Here is a 19,194-nt window from a genome sequence, read left to right as displayed (position 1 = left end):
GCAGTCACATGATGACGACGTCAGGCCTCCGCAGCATCATGGCGGACGTGGCGACCACCCGGTCGGCCGGTGAGCGATGGCTCAATCTGGGCGTCGGGAATCCTGCATTCATACCCGAGGTCGGTGCCATGTGGCACGACCTCGCCCAGCAGACCCTTGATTTCGACTTCGCGACGGAGAGCGCCGGTTACGGCCCTTCCCGCGGGAACGCCCGGCTGATCGACGTTATCGTGGACTACTTCGCCAAGACATACGGCTGGAACCTGACCCCGCACAACGTGGTGGTGGGGCCTGGTAGCCAGATGCTGTGCTTCATCGCGGCCGCGCTGTTCGCCGGACCCGGCGACGACAGCATGCGTCGGCTGGTGCTTCCGTGCGTGCCCGACTACGCCGGCTACCTGGGCATGAGCATGGACAGCGGCGGTGCTGAAGGTTTCGCGCCGCGGGTACAGCCGGTGGGCCGGCACCGCTTCCACTATCTGCTCGACCGCGACGCTCTGCGCGACAGCGCCGACATCGGCCTGCTGCTGGTGTCGAGCCCCAGCAACCCGACGGGCCGCAGCCTCGACGAGGACGAGATGGGCTGCCTGGTGGCGACCGCCGACGCGAACGACGCCGTGCTGGTCGTGGACAACGCCTACGGGCAGCCATTTCCTCGGGTGGCGCGGACGTCGGCGCCGCCGTTGTGGCATCCGGCAGTCATCAACTGCTTCTCGGTGTCCAAGGCCGGCCTTCCGGGGGAGCGGCTTGGATTCGCGGTCGGTGCACCCGAGCAGATCTCGGCGATGGTCGCCGTGATCGCGAACTCGGCGCTGCACGCGCCTCATTTCCCCCAACTCATCCTGGCCCGGGCGCTGGAGACCGGGCGCCTCGACGAGCTGGCCACCGCAGTGGTCCAGCCCTACTACGCCGCCCGCCGGCGCAACGCGGAGGACCTGCTCCACGAGTACCTGCCGGACGACCTGAACTGGCGTCTGCACACCGGCGACGGCGGCATGTTCTGCTGGTTGTGGATCGACGAACCTTGGTTCGACGACGCGAAGATGTATGCCCGGCTCAAGGAACGGCGCGTCGTCGCCGTGCCCGGGCGGCACTTCTTCCCCGACCCGGACGGCGTGGGCCGACACGCCACCCAGTGTCTGCGCCTGTCCATCACCGCCGACGAGGCGACGGTCCGCGAAGGGATCCGTGTCGTCGCCGACACGCTCGTCTCGCTCGCCGGCCGCCGAGCATGAGCGGGTCCCGCCTGCCTCGCCGGGAGAGCTGTCACCACCTTGAGCGTCAGGAGAAGCTGTGACCATCACCCTGTGTCCCGAGAATCTGGTCGGGCGGACGGCTGAATGCGAGCGGATCGGCGGAGGGCAGCGTTCATGATTCTGGCCCAGACCCCGCCGCCGCTACCGGCACACGGCCTTCTGATCTTCCTGCTGCAGGTGGCGGTCCTGCTGATCGGGGCCTTCGCCCTGGGCCGGGTCGCCGAGCGCTTCGGTATGCCGGCCATCGTCGGTGAACTGCTCACCGGGGTTGTGCTGGGGCCGTCCCTGATCGGGCATCTTGCCCCGGATTTCGCCAACTGGCTGATCCCACCGGTCAGTGAGCAGATGCATCTGCTCGACGCAGTCGGTCAGATCGGGGTCCTGCTCCTGGTGGGCGTGACCGGTGCCCATCTCGACATGACGCTGCTGCGCCGGCGGGCGATCAGCGCCGTGCTGGTCAGCTTCTTCGGCCTGGTCATCCCGCTCGGCCTTGGTATCGCTGTCGGGGCGTACATGCCCGCCGACATGCGGGGCGCCGGGATCCCGACCTGGGTGTTCGCCCTCTTCCTGGGCGTCGCGATGTGCGTGACGGCGATCCCGGTGATCGCTAAAACGCTCACCGACATGCGGCTGCTGCACCGTGACGTCGCCCAGTTGACGCTCGCGTCAGGAACGGTGGACGACAGCATCGGGTGGTTCCTGTTGTCGATCGTGTCGGCGGCGGCCGGAGTCGGGGTCACGGCGGGTGCGGTCACCCGATCAGTGCTGTACCTGGTGGGCTTCGTAATGCTTGCCGTGGTGGTCGGAAGACCCCTGATCGCGCGCATCATGCAGCACGCGGCGCGGTCCGGTCCCCTGTCCAGCATCGTGTTCGCCGTCGTTCTCGTCATTCTGGGCGGGGCCCTCACCCAGTCGCTGGGCATGGAGGCCATCTTCGGTGCGTTTGTCATCGGTATCCTCGTCGGCCTGCCGGGTGTGGCCGACCAACGTCACCTTGCTCCACTGCGGACCATCGTCCTGTCGGTGCTGGCGCCGCTGTTCATGGCGACTGCCGGGCTGCGGATGGACCTGACCGCGCTTGCCGACTCGTCCGTCGCACTTGCGGCGGTCGTGGTACTCGTGATCGCCATCTTTGGCAAGTTCGCCGGTGCCTACCTCGGCGCGAAGCTCGCGCGTATCAGCCACTGGGAGGCCGTCGCGCTGGGCGCCGGCATGAACGCCCGCGGCGTGGTCGAGGTCATCGTGGCCCTCACCGGCTTGCGCCTCGGTGTCCTGACCACGGCCACTTACACCATCATCGTGCTCGTTGCCATCGTGACGTCGCTGATGGCGCCGCCATTGCTGCGGTGGGCGATCGGCCACCTGGAGCCGAGCGAGGCCGAGACGCTGCGGCGAGCCAAGCACGACAGCTGGGCCGGCACCGCCACGGTCGATGAGCGGTAGGAATTCCCCTGGCCGGGTCGGAGCCGGTTTCGGACGGTGTGCTGCGAGCCTTCCATGACCTAACCGCGGATACCCCGCTCGCCGCAGGCGGGGAGGTCGCCTGCCATAACGACTTATCGCCGCGCAACACCATCTACCACGGCGACAACCCCGTGGCGTTCCTGGATTGGGACCTGGCCGCTCCCGGCGCCCGGATCCACGACGTGGCCCATCTTTGCTGGCAATTTCTTGATCTCGGCCCAGGTCGCACCGATCCAGCTGAGGCTGGGCGGCAAATCGCCTTGATCAGGTCAGCATATGGGCTTCGCGCGACGCCCCGCTGACCGACGCGATCCTCTGGTGGCAGCGGCGCAGCGCTGATGGGATCACGCGAGGTGCAGCGGCCGGCGATCCGGCTCTGATGGCCCTCCGCGACAGCGGGGTGCCCGAAACGATCCGAGTCGCTTATCAATGGGTTACTCGGTACCGGTCCGTTCTGGAGGAAACGAACAGGCGCTGAGCCGCATCCGGTATGTGCAAGGTCGCACTCGCACCGACTGCGGGATGTGGAGCCGGCACCCCGCCCTACAGCACCCAGCGGATGTCGGCGATGGGTGGGACCTGCGTCGTCAAATCGACGTGCAGGTAGGTGCCGGTACTCACCCTCGGTTGAGTACGGGCTCTCGGGCGCACTGGCCCGGCGATCGCGACGCTGGCAGCCATGAATGATTCGTGTGCGTGGAATCGCGGTGCGCGGTCCGGTCAGTGCGGGCGCGTCGGGCCGTGGTGGTCGGTGAGGTACGGTCGGCCGGCCCCACCCCGCGCGGGCGTGGCGGTCGTCGGGCTCGCCGCCTGTACGGGAGGGGTGCTGTGATGGGGGACGCGTCGGAGTTTCCGGGCGCGGGCGTCGAGAGTGTCGAGGTAGGCGTGGAGCTGTCCGGGCGACCGCTGTGGCCGGGCCGGCTCCGCCGGGTGACCGTGCTGGTGGCCGCGGGGTTGGTGTCGGCCGGTTTCGTCGCGGCGTGCTCGGCGCGGCACCCGTCGGCTTCCGACCCGGCGGCCCACTCGACGGGACCGCGGGCCGACTTGCCGGCCGCGTCCACCGCCGCTTTGTCTACGGTGAACTCGCCGGTGGCCGATCCGGCGCCATTGCCGGACCGGCCGCTGGCCCGCGCGGCGTTCCTCTACTCACGGTGCAACCCCATGAACGAGGACGAGAACTGCCGATTCCGCCTCGTGCTCACCGACGGCTCCCAGTACACGCTGCCCAAAAGCGTGATGCACGAGGGGCCCGGTCCGATCTCTCCGGACGGTGCCGTCCTGATGCTGTACGAAGGGTCCGACGGGTTGGTCTTGCGCAATCTGGACAGCGGAACATCGCGCTCGGTGGCCCTACCCGGCCACCTCGCGGCGTGGGGTCCGGTGTTCTGGTCACCCGGCGCGCGCTGGGCAGCAGTGTCTGCGGATGGTCCCGATGGGGGAAAGGCCGTCGTCGTCGACATCGTCAGCGCGAGCGTGCGCCGGGTGGAAGATTCAGCCGCCAATGACGCCCAGCTTGTCGCAGTCAACGCCCACGGCGACCCGATTTGGGCCAGACCCGCGAACACCAGCGCGGCCACGGTGCACTGGATCGTGGGAGGCCGGCAGCCCGGCAGTGTCGACGCCGACTTGCGCTCCCACCTGCGGCCCGGCGAGATCGTCAACCCAACGGGCTGGCCGGGCGAGGTGATGCTCGGCGACGGGATCACCGCCGTAGTGCCCCTCATCCGGGCCGGCGACCCACGAGAGGCCCCGTGGGCCGACGGGGATGCAATCCTGCTGGTCGACCTCACCACTGGCGTTGTCCGGCACCGCCTGGATCTGCCCACCAACACCGCACGCGTACGCCTCCACAGCAGTGGATGCGGACTCGGCCCCAACGCCCTCGTCCAGTTCGAGGGAGGCGACCCGACGACCGGGCAGCGGCCGACCGATCCCACCCATCCCACCGGCGTGGTCGCGCTCGACCCCTGGACCGGCGCCCGCGGCAGCGGCTACCGCTTTCCCCCAGAACGGGTCTCTTTGCTTGTCTGCTGACCAGCAGCAGACAACTCACCGTCAGACCAGGACGGGCCGAACACGACGAATCTCTAGCTTGACCGCGACCAACGCCCCGGTCGGCCAGTCAGCCCATCGGCATGCGCGGGCGAGGATGCGAGAACCGACCTGGCCACGGCAGTGTGGTGTCAATGGGGGGCGGAGAAGCCCGGCCTGCCCTGAACACCGCGGCCGCCGAGCCGGTCCTCAAAATTACTGTTCTGACGCCGGCCGCGCGCGGCGGCCCGCGGTGAGTCGTCACTCGGCGTGATTCAGGTCGAGGGTGCCCCCCCGCACGCTCGTGCCGATGAGCGGATGTGTCGCTGGTCTTCCTCGTCGGCGTTCCGCTACGGCACCCTCCTCCCGCCACCGTCCGAGCGGCTGGCTCGGACGGTGGCGGCAGGCGTTGATCTGAGCCTTGGAGCCAGCCGCGCTCCGACGGTTGACTGCCTGGTCGTTCGTGGGCACGGGTGACGCGTCGCTGCGATTGTGCGGTCCGTCGCTCAGCGAACGGTGGCAGAAGATCGAAGCTTCAGGATGATCTTTCCTTTGGTATGGCCAGCTTGCCCGATCTCGTGGGCCTTGGCGACCTGTTCGAGGGGCAGCACCGTGTCCACCTCGACGCGCAGATGCCCCTTGTCGACCAGGTCAACGAGCGAGGCAAGCCCAGCGCTGTCGGGTTCCACAAGCAGATGAGCATTCGGACGTTCACGCGCCGCTTCCGCGCTGAGGTCGGCATGACACCCGTGCAGTGGCTCACGCGGCAGCGACTCGAACACGCCCGACGCTTGCTGGAGACTACCGATCTACCGGTGGACAGAGTTGCTACGGAAGCAGGCTTCGGCACCGCCGCATCGCTGCGCCAACACCTGACCAACACAACCGGGGTCGCACCGACCGCGTACCGGCAAACCTTCCAAACAATGCTTCCAACGCCCCGAACCTCGTGAGCGCTCCGACGTCCTATCTGCCGCCGAGCGTCCGCACCGGTCGACGGTGAGTCGTTACACGGTGTGACGCAGGTCGGCGTCGGCCCGACGCACGCTCGTGCCGACGAGCGGACATTGACATGCCGCTCCAATGCTCAGCCCGCGGATGTGAGGTTGACGGTTCGGGTCAAGGTAGCGGTGACGTCGAGAAGGTTCCGTAGTGCCGGTCCTTCGCGGGTGGGCATCCATGCGACGACGGTCTCGGCGTGGTCATCAGCAAGGGGTACGAATACGACTCCGGTGCGTCGGATGCTGCGGGCTGAGCGGGCGAGGCGGGTCACCCCGACGCCTGCGGTGACGAGGCCGAGCAGGTTCGGTACGCCGTCGGCGCGTTGGACGACCCTGGGGGTGAACCCGGCGGCGGCGAAGTCCCGGTCGTACTTGGCGTGCCAGGGCGGCCACGACTCGCGCGGCGTGAGAATCCAGTTTTCGGCGGCAAGGTCTGACAAGTGCAGTACGTCGCGGGTAGCAAGGGGGTGCCCGGCGGGTAGCACCGCGCAGACCGGTTCGACAGTCAGTACTCGGGTCGCCAGGTCGGCGACCAGCGGTGGGCGGGTGAACGCGGCGTCGAAACGCCCAGCACGCACGCCGGCGACGAGTTCATCAATCGGTACGTTGTGGGTCGTCAGTTCGAGGTCGGGGAATTGCTCTCGCATGGCTCGCACGACCGGCGGCAGCATGTAGTTGGCGGTCGAGGTAAGAAATGCCACGTTGAGGCGGCCCATCTCACCGCGGCCAGCGCGCTGCACCACGACAACGGCGGTGTCGAAGCGGGCGAGGACGGCGCATGCTTCCGGCAGGAAGACCTGTCCGGCGGCGGTCAGCCGGGTGCCGCGAGTATCGCGATCGAACAGGCGTACACCCAGGCCGCGTTCAAGAGCTTTGACCTGCTGCGACAGTGACTGTTGAGCCAGGTTCAGGTGTTCTGCGGCGCGGCTGAAGCTGAGGTGCTCGGCCACGGCGACGAAGTATCGCAGTTGCCGCAACTCAACGCTCACAGGCCAAGACTGTAACCGTTGAAGGAAGGCTGTGTTGGCGGCGAATCGGGACGGTTCGGCAAGGTAGTTCTTATAGACGTGTGCAACGCATACAGGAGCGACGGTGGAAATGATGGAGACAGGCCGGGTGTGGCTGATCACCGGTGCTTCAGCCGGATTCGGCCGAGAGCTGGTGTTGGCAGCTCTCGCCGCCGGAGACCGGGTGATGGCCACCGCGCGCCAACCGGGCCAGCTGAATGATCTTGTCGCCTTCGGAGGGGGCCGGGTACGAACGGCGCCGTTGGATGTCACTGACGATGATCAGGTAGCGGCTTCGGTCGAGCGGACGATCGCCGAGTTCGGCCGGATTGACGTGCTGGTGAACAACGCCGGCCACGGCAGTGTCGGCGCGGTCGAGGAACTTGACCTTGCCGACCTGCGGGCCTTGATGGACGTAATGTTCTTCGGCGCTGTCGCGGTGACCAAAGCCGCTCTGCCGCACATGCGTGCCCAGCGGAGCGGGGCAATCATCCAGCTCAGCTCGATGGGCGGTCAGTTGAGCATGCCGGGCTTCGGGGCGTACTGCTCGGCGAAGTTCGCGCTCGAGGGCCTGTCCGAGGCGCTGGCGGCGGAGGTCGCCCCGTTCGGTGTCCGCGTACTGATCGTGGAGCCAGGAGCGTTCCGCACCGAGTTCGGCGGTCATCGGATGCACCGATCACGGATCATTGCTGAATATGCGGTGTCAACGGGATCTACCCGCTCCGCAGTTGAGGCCATGGACGGCACCCAGCCTGGCGACCCGGCGAAGGCGACGCGGGTCATTCTGGAGGTGCTCGACAGCGCTGAGCCACCGCTGCGGCTGGCACTAGGCAACGACGCAGTCGACCACATCACCGCCCACCACGAACTGTTGCGCACCGACTTGGCAAGGTGGGAGAAGCTCAGCCGTTCGACAGATCTGGACTGAAGGCGCCAGCGCCCGCCGTGGATCGCGCGGATTGAGCAATTCCGCGCCGTCGCGATCAGGTATGACTCCGCGATCGCTACCACACCACTGCAACCATCGCCTTGATCATGATATGGCTTCGCGCCAAAGCCGACCGCGCCAAGTAGTGGACCCGGGTTGTCAGCAATCCGTTTCGACGGGTGCGATCGACTCTCGTTGGGCGGTTTGCGCGACCTTGGACAGCAGGGCGCGGAACTGCTCGGCTTCTCGTTCGTCAAGATCGGCGAGGATCCGGGCCTCGGCGGCGGCGAGGCTTCCCCGCACTTGCTCGAGGCGGGTGCGTCCGGTGTCGGTGATGAGGACTTGGCGTGCACGCCGGTCCCGCGGGTCGGGCCGGCGTGTCACGAAATTGTGCGCTTCGAGGTCGTCGAGCAGGTAGGTCATCACCGTGCGGTCGAGGCTGACCTCTTTAGCCAATGCGAGCTGCGAAGGCGGCTCCCCGCCGGTAAGGGCGACCAGAACGAGATAGCCACGGGGTCCGCCGGGCAGGTTGGCGACGGATTCGGTGGCGACGCGGCTGAACGCGGTGGAGACCAGGCGGATCGCCCAGCCCAGATCGGTCTCCAGCGTCAAGTCGCCGACCTCGCGGCGCGGCTTTCTCCCGGATGTGGATGCGCTCACCGGTGCAACCTAGCACACCGAGCGTCCTGGCAGATCTTCTTGCTAACAGAACATCTGCGCGGCATAGTGATTGGAGGCGCCGCGGACGATCCGGGCGTCGCGACGACAGCGAGGAGACTGCGATGACCACCAGCACCGCGTTGCGGGGCAAGACCGCACTGGTGACGGGAGCAACGTCCGGGATCGGCAGGGCCATCGCGCAAAACCTGGCCCAGCAGGGGGCCGAAGTCGTCCTGCACGGGCGCGATGAGGTCCGTGGCAAGGCCCTGGTGGAGCAGATCGCGGCCGAGGGCGGGGTAGCCCGGTTCGTGACTGCGGATCTCACCGACGCCGAGGACACGCTTCGCCTGGCCGCGGCGGCCGGCAACATCGACATCCTGATCAACAACGCCGGCGTGTACGAGTTCGTGCCAACCGCGGCGACCGACGCCGCAACCTTCGACCGGCACATCGCGGTCAACACCCGCGCCCCGTTCCTACTCGTCGGAGCGCTGGCACCCGGCATGGCCGAGCGGGGGCACGGGTCGATCGTGCTGATCGGATCGAATGCGGCACGCCAGCCTGCACCCTTCGGCGCCGCCTACGCCGCGTCCAAGGCCGCCACGGAACTCCTCACCCGCTACTGGGCAACCGAGTTCGGGCCGTCCGGTGTACGCGTCAACGCTGTCTCACCGGGTCCGGTGCACACCGAGGGCACCGCGGCCATGCTCGGCGAGCACATCGCGGTTCTGGACACCACCAACGCGCGAGGCCGAGCCGGCCACCCAGCCGAGATCGCCGACGTCGTCTCGTTTCTGGTCGGCCACACCAGCAGCTACGTCAACGGGGCCGTGCTGTTCGCAGACGGTGGCGAGCGCAGCGCCCTGCCCGGCTGAGGACGATCATCGTGAACATCTTCGTCATCGGCGCCACCGGATTCGTCGGTGGAGCCCTGGCCCGGCACCTGGTCGGGAGCGGGCACCGGGTCGCCGGTCTCGCCCGCACCGAGCCGGCCGCCGCGGCCCTCGTCGCCGGGGGAGTCGACCCGGTAGCGGGGGACCTCGACACCAGGCGTTCCACCATGATTCAGGCGGCCCGGCGCGCCGACGCCGTGATCTACGCCGCTCAGCCCGATCCGGCGCAGGAAACCGCAGCCGTCGAGGAACTGACCCGTACGCTGAACGGCACCGGAAAGACGTTGATCTTCCTTTCCGGGAGCGGGGTGCTCCTGCAGCGCACCGGGGGCGATTGGAGCCAGGACACCTTCGCAGAGCACGACCCGTTCATCGTCGAACCCCTGGCCGAGTCCCGCAAGGCGGCCGAGGACACGGTCCTCGGCGCCGCCGCGGGCGGACTGCGAGCCATGGTCATCCGCCCCGGACTGATCTGGGGCCCCGGCGACCACGGCCACGTGTCGATGATCTACCAGTCGGTCGCCGCGACCGGGAGCGCTTGTTACGTCGGGCCCGGCCTGAACACCTACGGCCATGTCCACATCGCCGACGTGACCCGCCTGTTCACCGTTGCCCTCGAGAAGGGACAGGCGGGTGGTCTCTACCACGCGGTTGCCGGGGAGGTACCCAACCGTTGGATCGCCGAGCGGGTCGCCAGCGACCTCGGCGTGGCAACCCGCAGCATCACAGCGGCAGAGGCATCTCGGGTATGGGGCGACTTCGGGGCCCTGGTCATGGCCGCCTCCAGCCGGCTTCGAGCGGTCACCGCACGAGGCGAACTCGGCTGGAATCCCGAGCACACCGACATGCTCTCCATGATCGGCGAACCGCGCCTGCGCAAACTAGCACGCCACTGAAATCCACCGCAACCAACATCGACCAGCAGGAGAAGAAATATGTCCGACACGATCGCGGCCCCGGGCACTGACTACCACTGGCTGCCGGCCGGCTTCACCGTGCACGAGGTGGACACCAACGGCACCACCATCTCGGCCGCCGTCGGCGGACGCGGTCCGACGATGATTCTGCTGCATGGGTGGCCGCAGACCGGACGCGCTTGGCGACACGTCATGGGCCCGCTCGCCGAGCACCACACCGTGGTCGTCCCCGACCTGCGCGGATCCGGTGCCAGCGCCCGGCCGGAAGACGGCTACCACAAGACCAACCAGGCCGAGGACATGCGAGGCGTGCTGCAGCACCTCGGACTGTCCGGGCCCTCGGTCGTCGTCGGCCACGACATCGGCGCCATGGTCTCGTTCGCCTGGGCTGCCGCCCACCCGGACGAGGTAGCGGCCCTGATTGCCATCGATGTCATCTTCCCGGGCCTGGGCCTCGAGGAAGCCATGAACGTTGCGACGGGAGGGATGTGGCACTTCGGATTCTTCATGCAACCGCACATCCCGGAGATGCTGTTCGACGGCCACGAGCTCGAGTTCTTCACCACGACGTTCACCGCACTGAGCAACCCGGGCACCTTCACCGATAAGGACCTGGCCTTCTACGCCCGCGCGTACCAGGGCAGGGAACGGTTGAGCGGTGGCTTCCTGCACTACCGCGACCTGTTGGAGGACGGGCGGGAGAACCGCACGCTGCTGCAGAATCGTCCGCTGACCATGCCGGTGCTCGCGATCGGCGGCGGTGACCGCATGGGTACCGGCGTCGCTGACGCCCTGCGTCCCCACGCACCCCGACTCGCCGGGCTCGTCGCGCCGACCGGACACTTCGTCGTAGAGGAGGACCCCACCTGGTTCCTCCAGGCACTCGACGGCTTCCTGGATCCCGTCACCGACTTTGACGCCACACCCACCACGACGTCCGGCTGAGTGTGGATGCCGGCGGGCGACACGTAATCGCCGGTGTCGCGCGTCTGGCAGGCGTTCGACCAGAACGCACACGTCGTCGCCGTCCTCGACGGACGGGTCGCCGAAGTGGGCGACCGGTCAATGGCGCCGGTACGACGCGGGCCGCCGATCACGGTGTGATCAGGCTGCCTTGACGGCCGCCCGTGTCCGGATCTGCTGCTGTCGCGAGCGCTCAGGGAGGGCGACGGCCCGGGGAGCAAGCTGCCGGGCGCAGATGGGGTGCGGCGACCGGCCGCGTGGACCCGCGGATGAGGCAGGCGTGGCACCTGCGATCGTCTGCGGATCCTCACGGCCGGTCGCCGCTGATCAGGTTACTGATGGTGCGGTGAGGTGAGGTAATGCTGGCGCAGTAGTTCCTTGCCGTAGTCGTTGCCGTTGGGAGTGCGTACGACGGAGTGCAGATGCAGTTGGGTGGGGCCGTCGGCGCGGGTCTTGCCGTAGGCGCCGCCCAGAGGGCCAGCGGCCTGGCAGTCGACCTCGACCCAGATGACGGGGCTGTGGATCCGCAGGTAGAACGGGTCGCTGCTGCCGGTGCCGCCGATCCACGCGGCGTGGGTGTCGGACAGGTGGGCGCGGATTTCGGCCATCTGGGCCCGTGCCACGTCGGCCTTGCCGCGGCGGACGAACACCTGCACCACGTCGAGCAACTTCTGCTTCTGCGCGGCGTTCAGCGCGGTGGCGCGGATGCCCGCGTACGCGATGACCGCGTTGTCGGCGAACGCGCCGGCCTTCATGTCCTCGTCGGCCTTGGTGGCGGAGATGATCGCGGTTTTCTGCTGCGCCGCGGTCAGCGACTGGATGAACGCCAGGCTGGCGTCGATCTCTTCGCGGCAGACGGTGACGGTTTCGCCGTCGATCTGCAGCGTGGTCGGCTCGGAGCCCCAGAAGCAGGGGCTCATGACGACCTGGTTGCCGAGTACGAAGTAGTTGATGACCAGGTGGTGGCCATCGAATTGGAAACCCCATGGCTCGGTCGCCGACGGGGTGCCCATCAGCGTCCAGTAGTACAGCTCGTCGTTGAACACGGCGCTGTTGCCGACCAGCTTGCCGGCGGCCAGGTTGATCCGGCGGATCTTCTCCGTGGTCTCCAGGCCGTCGGCGCTCAGCGCCGCCTTCAGCAAAGCGGTGCCGAGCGCGTTCTGGGTGTCGTCGAGGTCGGCCAGGCTGACGCCCTGGCGGGGAAAGCCCTGCGGGTCGAGGTTGCTCCACAGCCGCCACTCGGTGGAGCGGACCGTGAACGCGGTCTTGGTGCGCTCAGCGTCGGTCAGCCCGGCGAGGAACGCCTTGGCCGCGGCGATGACCGGGGCGGTGTTCACGCCTTGGGAGTGGATCGTGAACAGGTCATCGATCTGTTTGCCGTTCGTGGTCAGACCGAAGAAGTCCTCGGTAATCGTCTGCGCCCCGGGTCCGCCCGTGCCCGGTCCCCGGGTCGGTGCACCGCTGGGCGCCGGCGAACCACTGGGCGAGGCGGTGGGTGTGGCCGACGGGCTCGGCGCCGCCAATGCCTTCGCGGCGCCGCCGGTCATCGTCGCCACCGCCGCGGCGCCGCTGGCGAAGAACACCTTGCGCATAAAACTGCGGCGGTCGCCCTCACCGGCCAGCAACCGGTCTGCCTGCTGGGCGGGCATCGCGGGCCGGGTGGCGTCACGCTCGGTCATCGTGTTCCCCTTCGTTGCCGATTTCCCGTGACGTGCCGGCGAACGTCAACGGGTGTCATGAGGACAAACCTTGGCGGTGAAGCTGGGCGGCAGCTATGAGACCTCTGTGGCAGGTCTGTCAGAAAAAGATTGCCGCAGCTCCTGCGGTCGGCGGCATCGAGCAACTGGCGCTGCTCAGAGACACGGATGGTCGCGCCTCTAAGCAGCGCCGCCGCGCAATCGGCACGCAATTACGGGTGACCCTCATTTCATGATCCAATTCGGCGGGCACCATCTGGCCCGTAACCTGACTTACCACGGCGACAAGGTCAGCCAGACCCCACAGTTCGTCGGCACCGAACCGTCCATCCACAACCACCACCGGCGGCACCACCGTCGAGCCGCTGAAGGCCGAGGTGGCGGCCATGTTCGCCATGATGGCGGGCCTGACCGACACGCAGAAGACCAGCGCGAAGCTAACCGGCAGCTTCGACGACCTGCTGATGGGTCCGGGTAAGGACACCGGCGAGTTCCCCGCCGTCGAGGGCCTGCCAGTCCCGCAGCTGACCGCCGCGCAGAAAAAGCAGGCCAGCACGGCGATCCAAACGTACGCTGGGGACCTCGCCGACGCCGCCGCGGCCAAACTGATCGCCAAGTACGCCGCCGAGCCGGACCAGACCCGCATCGGCTGGTCCAATACCACCGGCCCGACCGATGAGAACAGCTACATCCGTATCGACGGCCCCGGCACCACCACGACCCGCGCCGGGGAACCGGTGCCGATCACGGTCACTAGCCGGCTTTGAACAACGCAGCCGACCGGCGCGCACAGCGCAAAGTGGCAGGTCACACCTACGCCTTTCACAGGGTGTTGACAGGCGCGATGTCGACTCTTGAGGTGTGCGGTCGGCGCTCAGCCGGCCCAATCAGCCGAAGGAGTCTTGCGTGTCCTGGAAGAAGATCGGTCTGCTCGCTGCCGGCGCCGTCAGCGTCGGTGGACTGGCCCTCGGCGTGTCAAGCATGGCGAGCGCCGCCCCCGCCACGCCGTCGCCGAGTTCGTCGACCGGCACGAACGGAGGCCGCGGTGGAACCCACACACCCGTGACGGGTGACGAGGCCGCGAAGGTCACCGCGGCGGTGAAGGCGAGGGACTCTGCGGTTACCGTCACCAGTGTGCAGAAGGACGCCGACGGCTCTTATGACGTGTTCGGTACCAAGGCCGGCGCGCAGGTCCGTTACGACGTCAGCGCCGACCTCAAGACCATCACCGAAGGCCAGGGCGGACACGGCGGCGGACACGGCAGGCACGGTGGAAACCCCGTTCCCTCAGCCAGCAGCTCCACCGACTGACCCACCGACCTCCGGGCGGCCTGCTTGCGACGGTTGCGCCCTAACTCAGGCGTCGTAGGCAGGCCTAATCGGTTCCCGTTAGATCGACGTTCTTGAAGATCAGGCAACGACCGTCGAAACCGGCCCTTCAGGGGCGAAAAATCAGCGGGCGTAGGTAATTCATCGTGACCGACACTCTCGGAGTGCTGGTCAGCGTCACGGTCCTGGCCGCGTCGTGACAGGACCCGTGACGGCGCGAAGACCGCGACGCTCGGCGGCTACCTGTCCACGCCGATCCGGTTCGTGTTCGCCGACCAGGGCTTCGCCGGCCGACTGGTCTACTGGGCCGCTCAAACACTCCTCGTCGTGCGTAAGCCGGCCAACCAACACGGCTTCTGAGTCCATCCAAAATGGTAGGTCGTGGAACGGACTCTGTGCCTGGCTGATCGCCTACCGCAGGCTGTCCCGCGACTACGAACGCAACCCGCAAGTCTCCGAACATGATCCGCTGGGCCGCGATCTGCGAAGGCCGCTCCTGGATCGGCTGGCACCGCCACGTCACCCTCGCCACCGCCGCCCGGCTGTTGGCAAGTCACCGTCTGGATCTGCCGGCATCCCGACAACCTCACCGACCGCGACACCAGCCGCCTGACCACGATCCTCGGCAAATGTCCCGAACTACGGACCACAGCTGAGCTGGTGCAATCCTTCGCCGCAATTATGACCCAGCGGCACGGCCATCGGCTCGGCGAATGGCTCAGCTATGCCCAGAACGCGTAGTCCTCCTCGTGGAGCAGGTCGCTGCCGTGGTAAGCCGCACGGGTTGATCAACGAGTACCTGGCAGCCCGATCTCAATCTGGGGCCAGCGCCGCGCTTTCAAGCCAGCTCCACACGCTTCAGCAATCCGTGAGTTTTCTCTGAGCAGCTCCTACGCCTGTTGCACGGCGGGTTGGACACGCACGTCGCCAGATGCGGACGTGCGATGACCACGTACTATCGCCCGAACCAGGCCAGGCACGGTGTCAAGCCGTCCACTGCGATCTCGCTGCCATGGCCGGCGGCGCGCCATTGCTGCACTGGCAGTCTCATATGCTGCAGTTCGACCAGGCCGGTACCGGAGTTATTGAGGCTGACGCCGTTATTCGTATAGCCAAGACTATGAGACACCCCCAGCGACGCGCCGTTATCGCGACGCGCTGCGCTGACCGCGGCGAGAGCGTCCAGGTGGTCAAACGCGAGCCCGAGCACCGCTTTGCGCATGGCAACACCGACGCCTCGCCCTCGGGCGGCGTGGATAAGCCACGAACCGGAGTCAACCGTGCGTAGGACCATGAAGTTCTCGGCCTCGAGAGACTGCACGCCCACGAGCGCTCCGCTGTACTCGACCGCCAGCGATAACGTCCACGACGAGGGCGACCACGTACCCAGGGCGCGCCAGTAGTCCTGATGGACCAAGCGCTGGCGATGCTGCCTGAGGTCCGTACCAGGCAGCCGCTCCGCATGTGGATTATGTTCGTAGTCGTCGGGCTGGATCGCCGCAAGCAGCGAAAGGTCGCTCTCCTTGACCGGTCGCAGCGTTACGGTGCGACACCTGATGCGCAGGTCGAACAATGGCCACGCCGAGTGCGTCATGGCGATGATTATGACCATCAGCAGAGGAAGTATCGGGGGCTCGACGGCGACCTGGCTATGCCATTCAACACCCACACAAACCCGAGTAGTCGCACGAGCGTTCCAATCAGTCAGGTTGGACGTCCAGCGTGCCGGTGTGACTGTCCACGCTAATTGGCGGAAGTTGTCCATCCGAGTTGGCGGATCGGTCGGGGATGGTGCGAGGCGGCCCCACCCGAGCGACTCCTGGCCGCTACCCGGCAGGCGGAGCGATCCAGCTCCTCGGTGACGGCGAGTGGTGGCGAGCGTCTCTCGTGGCAACACGCTCAATGCGCCGAGAACAGTGCACTCGATCAAGCCGATGAGGGTTCCTGTCAGTCGAACGTCTGGGCCTGTGTTCGTGTGTGGGCTGGTGCTTCAACGCTTCACTGCTTTGGTGAGGTCGTTTTGCCGCGGTCGATTTCGGTGGCCGCGCGGTCGTCGTACGTGGCGCGGGCGGCGTTGATCCGGGGCAGGTGGCCGTTGCCCCATTCCAGCAACGGGGTGGCTGCTTCGAGCAGGGAGAGTCCCATGGGGGTGAGCCCGTAGCTGATGTTGGGCGGCATGACGTTGTGGACGGTGCGGGTGACCAGGCCGTCGCGCTCCAGGCTGCGCAGGGTGACGGTAAGCATGCGCTGACTGATGCCGTCGATGCCGCGTTTGAGTTCGGTGAAGCGGCGCGGGCCGGCGCCGAGGTCGGACACGATCAGGATGGCCCACTTGTCGCCCATGATGGCCCGGCAGCCGTCCTTGCGGTCCGGCGGGTTTGTCGGCGTGGTCATGGTTTCCCCCAGAGAACCGGGGCACACGAATGTGCCTGATTGCGCGACGGTCGCAGGCGACCGATGATCGAAACTGCGGTTACCCACAGGTACCGGGTCACGATGCAGAACTCACGAAAGCGCATGAGGTACAGCCATGTCCACTTATCTGCTCGTACACGGCGCCTGGCACAGCGGGCACAGCTGGGATCGGGTGGTGCCGCTGCTGGAGGCGGCCGGGCACCGGGTCCTCGCTCCTTCGCTGACCGGATACGGCGACAAGCGGGACCTGCTCAGCCCGGATGTCGGGCTGCAGACGCACGTCGACGACATCACCGGCCTGATCCTGGAGGAGGATCTCACCGAGGTGATCCTGGTGGGCCACAGCTACGCCGGGATGGTGATCTCGTCGGTGGCGAACCGGCTGCCGGAGCGGATCGCCGAGCTCGTTTATCTTGACGCAATGGTGCCGGTCGACGGTGAGACCGCGGTCGACGTCATGCCGGTCACGCGGGCGCTGATCGACAGCGCCGCGACCTCCGCCGCACCGTGGCGGATCCCACCGATGCCCGAGTTCCCGCCACCCTTCGGCCTGTTCGGAGTCACCGATCCGGCGGACGTCGCCTGGCTGCGCACGATGCTCTCGGACCAGCCGGTGCTCTGCCTGCTGCAGCCAGCCCGGCTGGACAACCCGGCGGTCCACGCGATCTCGCAGACGCATATCCACTGCATCGGCAGCGATCCGTTGGGCTTCGAACGGCGGCCGGTTCCCGCCCCGGCGACGGTGTGGGAGCTGACGAGCGGGCACGACTGCATGATCACGGTGCCGACCGAACTGACCGAGCTTCTGCTCAAGCTCGGCTGACGGGCGCATTGTTCTGCCGCCATCCGTGCGCTGCGTGCCGTCGGAACTCGTCACGCGACGCAAGCGTCAGCAACGGGCCGTTCGCGCACTCATGCCGAGATCCGGATGTTCAACCAGCGCCCCGGAGTTCATCGACAGCGTGGCGCGTTCCGGTTGACGTGCCGCGTTCCGAGGAGGTTCGGCAGGACACCCCACAGCAGCATTACTACACCGAGTCCGGCGAGCGTTGCGGGCGTGGGTTTGCCAGCGAGTAGGGACCGGGCGTTGCCGTACGGGGTCAGCCATCGGACCAGGCCTCCGTCCGGGTCAATGCCGCTCAGCAGCACGGTCACGGTCATCGGCACCAGGACCGTCGCGGCCATGGCCACGGCCGAGTGGCGAAGTAGCAGTCCCCATCCGATGCCTGTCAGCTGGGCGATCAGCTGTACCAGCACGGCAGCCGTGACGAGCATCGCGGTACGCCCGGCGGGCGGCCAGACGTCCCTGTGCGGCACGGTCACCGTCGCTGCTAGTAGCGCACCGATCAGCGCGAAGCCGAGGGCAAGGACCAGCGCGCCGATCAGGCGCGGCGTGACCTGGCGGCGCGATGGCGCCTGCGACTGGTGCAGGTCGGCGACCGCGAGAACACCGAAGAAGGGCACGGGTACGGACATGGCCAGTTCGACGGGCTCGAGCACGTCCGGGAAGGCGGCACCGGCGCGTGCGGCGATCCACGCCGTCGCGGCCCCGCAGCGCAAGGTGGTTGTGGCGAGCAGACAACCGCGCCAAGAGATGATGAGGTGGCTGGCGAGGGTCTGAGAAGATGTCATGCGGCGAGACTGCCCACGTCGCCGTGTCGCTGTCGTCGGCATTCAGTCATGCGCGTCTCCGTCTTTGGTAGGGGGTGACGGTGACCAAAGGCGCTACCCGGTTTGGGTCTGCCGGCTTTAGCCTGGTCTGGTGGCCGGGGCGCAGTGCCGCAGTCCGTGACGCGGTGGCTGTCGTGGCCGCGCTGACGGCTGGCGGCCTTCTGATGTTCGTGGGCGACGCTGGTGGACCTGTGCCCGGGCTGTTGCCGTGGCAGGCAGACGTCGCGGCCGGTGTTACTGCCTGCTTCGCGCTGCTGTGTCGGCGGCGGTGGCCGCTCGGCCTCGCGGCGCTGGCCGTCTCGCTCAGCGCTGTTTCGGTCATGGCGAGTGGAGCCGTGTTGGGCGCGGTGTTCGGTCTGGCACTGCGCCTCCGCTTCACAATCGTGGCCGCGTTCGCGACTGGCTATCTCGCCACCGCCCCGGTGTACGTCCTCCTGCAGCGCGATCCGCGCTTTCCGCTGTGGACGGATCCTGTCGTCCGCGGTGTACTGGTTACGGCAGCGTTGGGCTGGGGGTTGTACGCCCGAGAGCGCCAGGCGCTGATTCATTACCTGGACGAGCGAGTAGCGCGGGCCGAGGCGCAGCAGGTCGCCAAGGTCGCCGCGGCCCGGCGTGACGAACGTGATCGCATCGCCCGCGAGATGCACGACGTACTGGCCCACCGCCTTCCGATGATCAGCCTGAACGCTGGTGCCCTGGAGCTGCATCCGGCTGCTGACCCCGACATCCACGACGCGGCCAGCGTCGTCCGCGAGAGCGCCCACGAGGCCCTGGAGGAGCTGCGGGCGGTCATCGGTGTTCTGCGGCACGACACGGGGGACGAGCCGGAGCCGCCGCAGCCGGGACTGGCGGCGGTCGCGGAGCTCGCGAACCTGGACTGGGCCGACCTGGACGCGGAGACCGTGTCGGCGTTCCTCAACTATCTGGAGGACGAGCGCGGCAATAGCACCAGAACCCGCAAC

At 67.5% G+C, this 19,194-nt stretch carries 21 protein-coding genes and 1 pseudogene; 15 read left to right on the top strand and 7 right to left on the bottom strand.

All coding sequences use genetic code 11. From position 1 onward, the window contains the following. Positions 1-47: 47 nt before the first annotated feature. The 4 genes from TFC3_RS33385 (at position 48) to TFC3_RS33375 (ending at position 4,754) form a co-directional block, all read left to right on the top strand. A complete protein-coding gene (locus TFC3_RS33385) occupies positions 48-1,235 on the top strand; it encodes an aminotransferase class I/II-fold pyridoxal phosphate-dependent enzyme (protein WP_161952725.1) in 1,188 nt (395 codons plus the stop codon). 135 nt (positions 1,236-1,370) lie between these two features. Then, the gene (locus TFC3_RS33380) at positions 1,371-2,699 is read left to right on the top strand and encodes a cation:proton antiporter (RefSeq protein ID WP_067510167.1); all 1,329 of its coding nucleotides are present in this window, start codon (positions 1,371-1,373) and stop codon (positions 2,697-2,699) included. A 38-nt stretch (positions 2,700-2,737) separates the two neighbouring features. Continuing rightward, positions 2,738-3,022 (top strand): phosphotransferase, encoded by a 285-nt coding sequence (locus TFC3_RS40610; RefSeq protein WP_201787310.1) that lies wholly within the window; start codon positions 2,738-2,740, stop codon positions 3,020-3,022. Positions 3,023-3,551: 529 nt separating this feature from the next. After that, positions 3,552-4,754 (top strand): hypothetical protein, encoded by a 1,203-nt coding sequence (locus TFC3_RS33375; protein ID WP_067510165.1) that lies wholly within the window; start codon positions 3,552-3,554, stop codon positions 4,752-4,754. A 503-nt stretch (positions 4,755-5,257) separates the two neighbouring features. Here TFC3_RS33375 and TFC3_RS39865 read toward each other — a convergent pair. Next, a complete protein-coding gene (locus tag TFC3_RS39865; protein WP_369819732.1) occupies positions 5,258-5,533 on the bottom strand; it encodes a zinc-binding dehydrogenase in 276 nt (91 codons plus the stop codon). Between TFC3_RS39865 and TFC3_RS33370 the strand changes: the two genes are divergently transcribed. Continuing rightward, a complete protein-coding gene (locus tag TFC3_RS33370; protein ID WP_082772749.1) occupies positions 5,447-5,704 on the top strand; it encodes a helix-turn-helix domain-containing protein in 258 nt (85 codons plus the stop codon). The two genes, TFC3_RS39865 and TFC3_RS33370, sit on opposite strands and share 87 nt — an antisense overlap. Positions 5,705-5,838: 134 nt before the next feature. On the opposite strand, the gene TFC3_RS33365 is transcribed toward TFC3_RS33370, so the two are convergent. After that, positions 5,839-6,882, bottom strand: coding sequence for a LysR family transcriptional regulator (locus tag TFC3_RS33365; RefSeq protein ID WP_236718624.1), 1,044 nt, complete (start codon positions 6,880-6,882; stop codon positions 5,839-5,841). On the opposite strand from TFC3_RS33365, the gene TFC3_RS33360 reads away from it, so the two are divergent. Continuing rightward, a complete protein-coding gene (locus TFC3_RS33360; protein WP_067510159.1) occupies positions 6,851-7,687 on the top strand; it encodes an oxidoreductase in 837 nt (278 codons plus the stop codon). The genes TFC3_RS33365 and TFC3_RS33360 overlap by 32 nt on opposite strands. Positions 7,688-7,846: 159 nt before the next feature. Here TFC3_RS33360 and TFC3_RS33355 read toward each other — a convergent pair whose 3' ends face one another. Further along, entirely contained in the window at positions 7,847-8,299 is a 453-nt protein-coding gene (locus tag TFC3_RS33355; protein WP_067510158.1) for a MarR family winged helix-turn-helix transcriptional regulator, read from the bottom strand. Positions 8,300-8,469: 170 nt separating this feature from the next. Here TFC3_RS33355 and TFC3_RS33350 point away from each other — a divergent pair, with 170 nt between their 5' ends. From TFC3_RS33350 to TFC3_RS40125, 4 genes are read left to right on the top strand one after another with little or no spacing between them, the layout of a single operon-like run. Beyond that, complete coding sequence (locus tag TFC3_RS33350) at positions 8,470-9,222, top strand: SDR family NAD(P)-dependent oxidoreductase (RefSeq protein WP_067510156.1); 753 nt, start codon at positions 8,470-8,472, stop codon at positions 9,220-9,222. Positions 9,223-9,233: 11 nt separating this feature from the next. Further along, positions 9,234-10,136, top strand: coding sequence for an NAD-dependent epimerase/dehydratase family protein (locus TFC3_RS33345; RefSeq protein WP_067510154.1), 903 nt, complete (start codon positions 9,234-9,236; stop codon positions 10,134-10,136). A 39-nt stretch (positions 10,137-10,175) separates the two neighbouring features. Beyond that, complete coding sequence (locus TFC3_RS33340) at positions 10,176-11,102, top strand: alpha/beta fold hydrolase (RefSeq protein WP_082772731.1); 927 nt, start codon at positions 10,176-10,178, stop codon at positions 11,100-11,102. Positions 11,103-11,135: 33 nt separating this feature from the next. Further along, positions 11,136-11,261 (top strand): hypothetical protein, encoded by a 126-nt coding sequence (locus TFC3_RS40125; protein ID WP_255363821.1) that lies wholly within the window; start codon positions 11,136-11,138, stop codon positions 11,259-11,261. Between the two features lie 191 nt (positions 11,262-11,452). Here the strand turns inward: TFC3_RS40125 and TFC3_RS33335 are convergent, their stop codons facing one another. Next, a complete protein-coding gene (locus TFC3_RS33335) occupies positions 11,453-12,799 on the bottom strand; it encodes a DUF3500 domain-containing protein (protein ID WP_067510152.1) in 1,347 nt (448 codons plus the stop codon). A gap of 95 nt (positions 12,800-12,894) precedes the next feature. On the opposite strand from TFC3_RS33335, the gene TFC3_RS40605 reads away from it, so the two are divergent. The 3 genes and pseudogenes from TFC3_RS40605 to TFC3_RS33325 all read left to right on the top strand — a co-directional run bounded on the left by TFC3_RS40605 (position 12,895) and on the right by TFC3_RS33325 (position 14,128). After that, positions 12,895-13,053, top strand: coding sequence for a hypothetical protein (locus TFC3_RS40605; protein WP_161952724.1), 159 nt, complete (start codon positions 12,895-12,897; stop codon positions 13,051-13,053). After that, positions 13,050-13,584, top strand: a pseudogene (locus tag TFC3_RS33330) (DUF3500 domain-containing protein). Before TFC3_RS40605 ends, TFC3_RS33330 begins: the two are co-directional and overlap by 4 nt. Positions 13,585-13,678: 94 nt before the next feature. Next, a complete protein-coding gene (locus TFC3_RS33325) occupies positions 13,679-14,128 on the top strand; it encodes a hypothetical protein (protein ID WP_201787307.1) in 450 nt (149 codons plus the stop codon). A 973-nt stretch (positions 14,129-15,101) separates the two neighbouring features. Here TFC3_RS33325 and TFC3_RS33320 read toward each other — a convergent pair. Further along, positions 15,102-15,740 carry a GNAT family N-acetyltransferase gene (locus TFC3_RS33320; RefSeq protein WP_067510271.1) on the bottom strand — a complete coding sequence of 213 codons (639 nt, stop codon included), beginning with the start codon at positions 15,738-15,740 and terminating at the stop codon, positions 15,102-15,104. 404 nt (positions 15,741-16,144) lie between these two features. Then, positions 16,145-16,540 (bottom strand): helix-turn-helix domain-containing protein, encoded by a 396-nt coding sequence (locus TFC3_RS33315; protein ID WP_067510147.1) that lies wholly within the window; start codon positions 16,538-16,540, stop codon positions 16,145-16,147. A gap of 136 nt (positions 16,541-16,676) precedes the next feature. Here TFC3_RS33315 and TFC3_RS33310 point away from each other — a divergent pair, with 136 nt between their 5' ends. After that, positions 16,677-17,384 carry an alpha/beta fold hydrolase gene (locus tag TFC3_RS33310; RefSeq protein WP_067510145.1) on the top strand — a complete coding sequence of 236 codons (708 nt, stop codon included), beginning with the start codon at positions 16,677-16,679 and terminating at the stop codon, positions 17,382-17,384. 128 nt (positions 17,385-17,512) lie between these two features. Here the strand turns inward: TFC3_RS33310 and TFC3_RS33305 are convergent, their stop codons facing one another. Beyond that, on the bottom strand, positions 17,513-18,193 hold the full coding sequence (locus TFC3_RS33305) for a hypothetical protein (protein WP_153040619.1): 681 nt from the start codon (positions 18,191-18,193) through the stop codon (positions 17,513-17,515). Between the two features lie 173 nt (positions 18,194-18,366). Here TFC3_RS33305 and TFC3_RS33300 point away from each other — a divergent pair. Further along, positions 18,367-19,194, top strand: an 828-nt coding sequence (locus tag TFC3_RS33300; protein ID WP_173745433.1) for a histidine kinase, incomplete at its 3' end; no start/stop codon positions are given.

Source organism: Actinoplanes sp. TFC3 (genome assembly GCF_001553785.1).
GTDB lineage: Bacteria > Actinomycetota > Actinomycetes > Mycobacteriales > Micromonosporaceae > Actinoplanes.
This window is presented reverse-complemented; position numbering and strand designations above follow the sequence as displayed.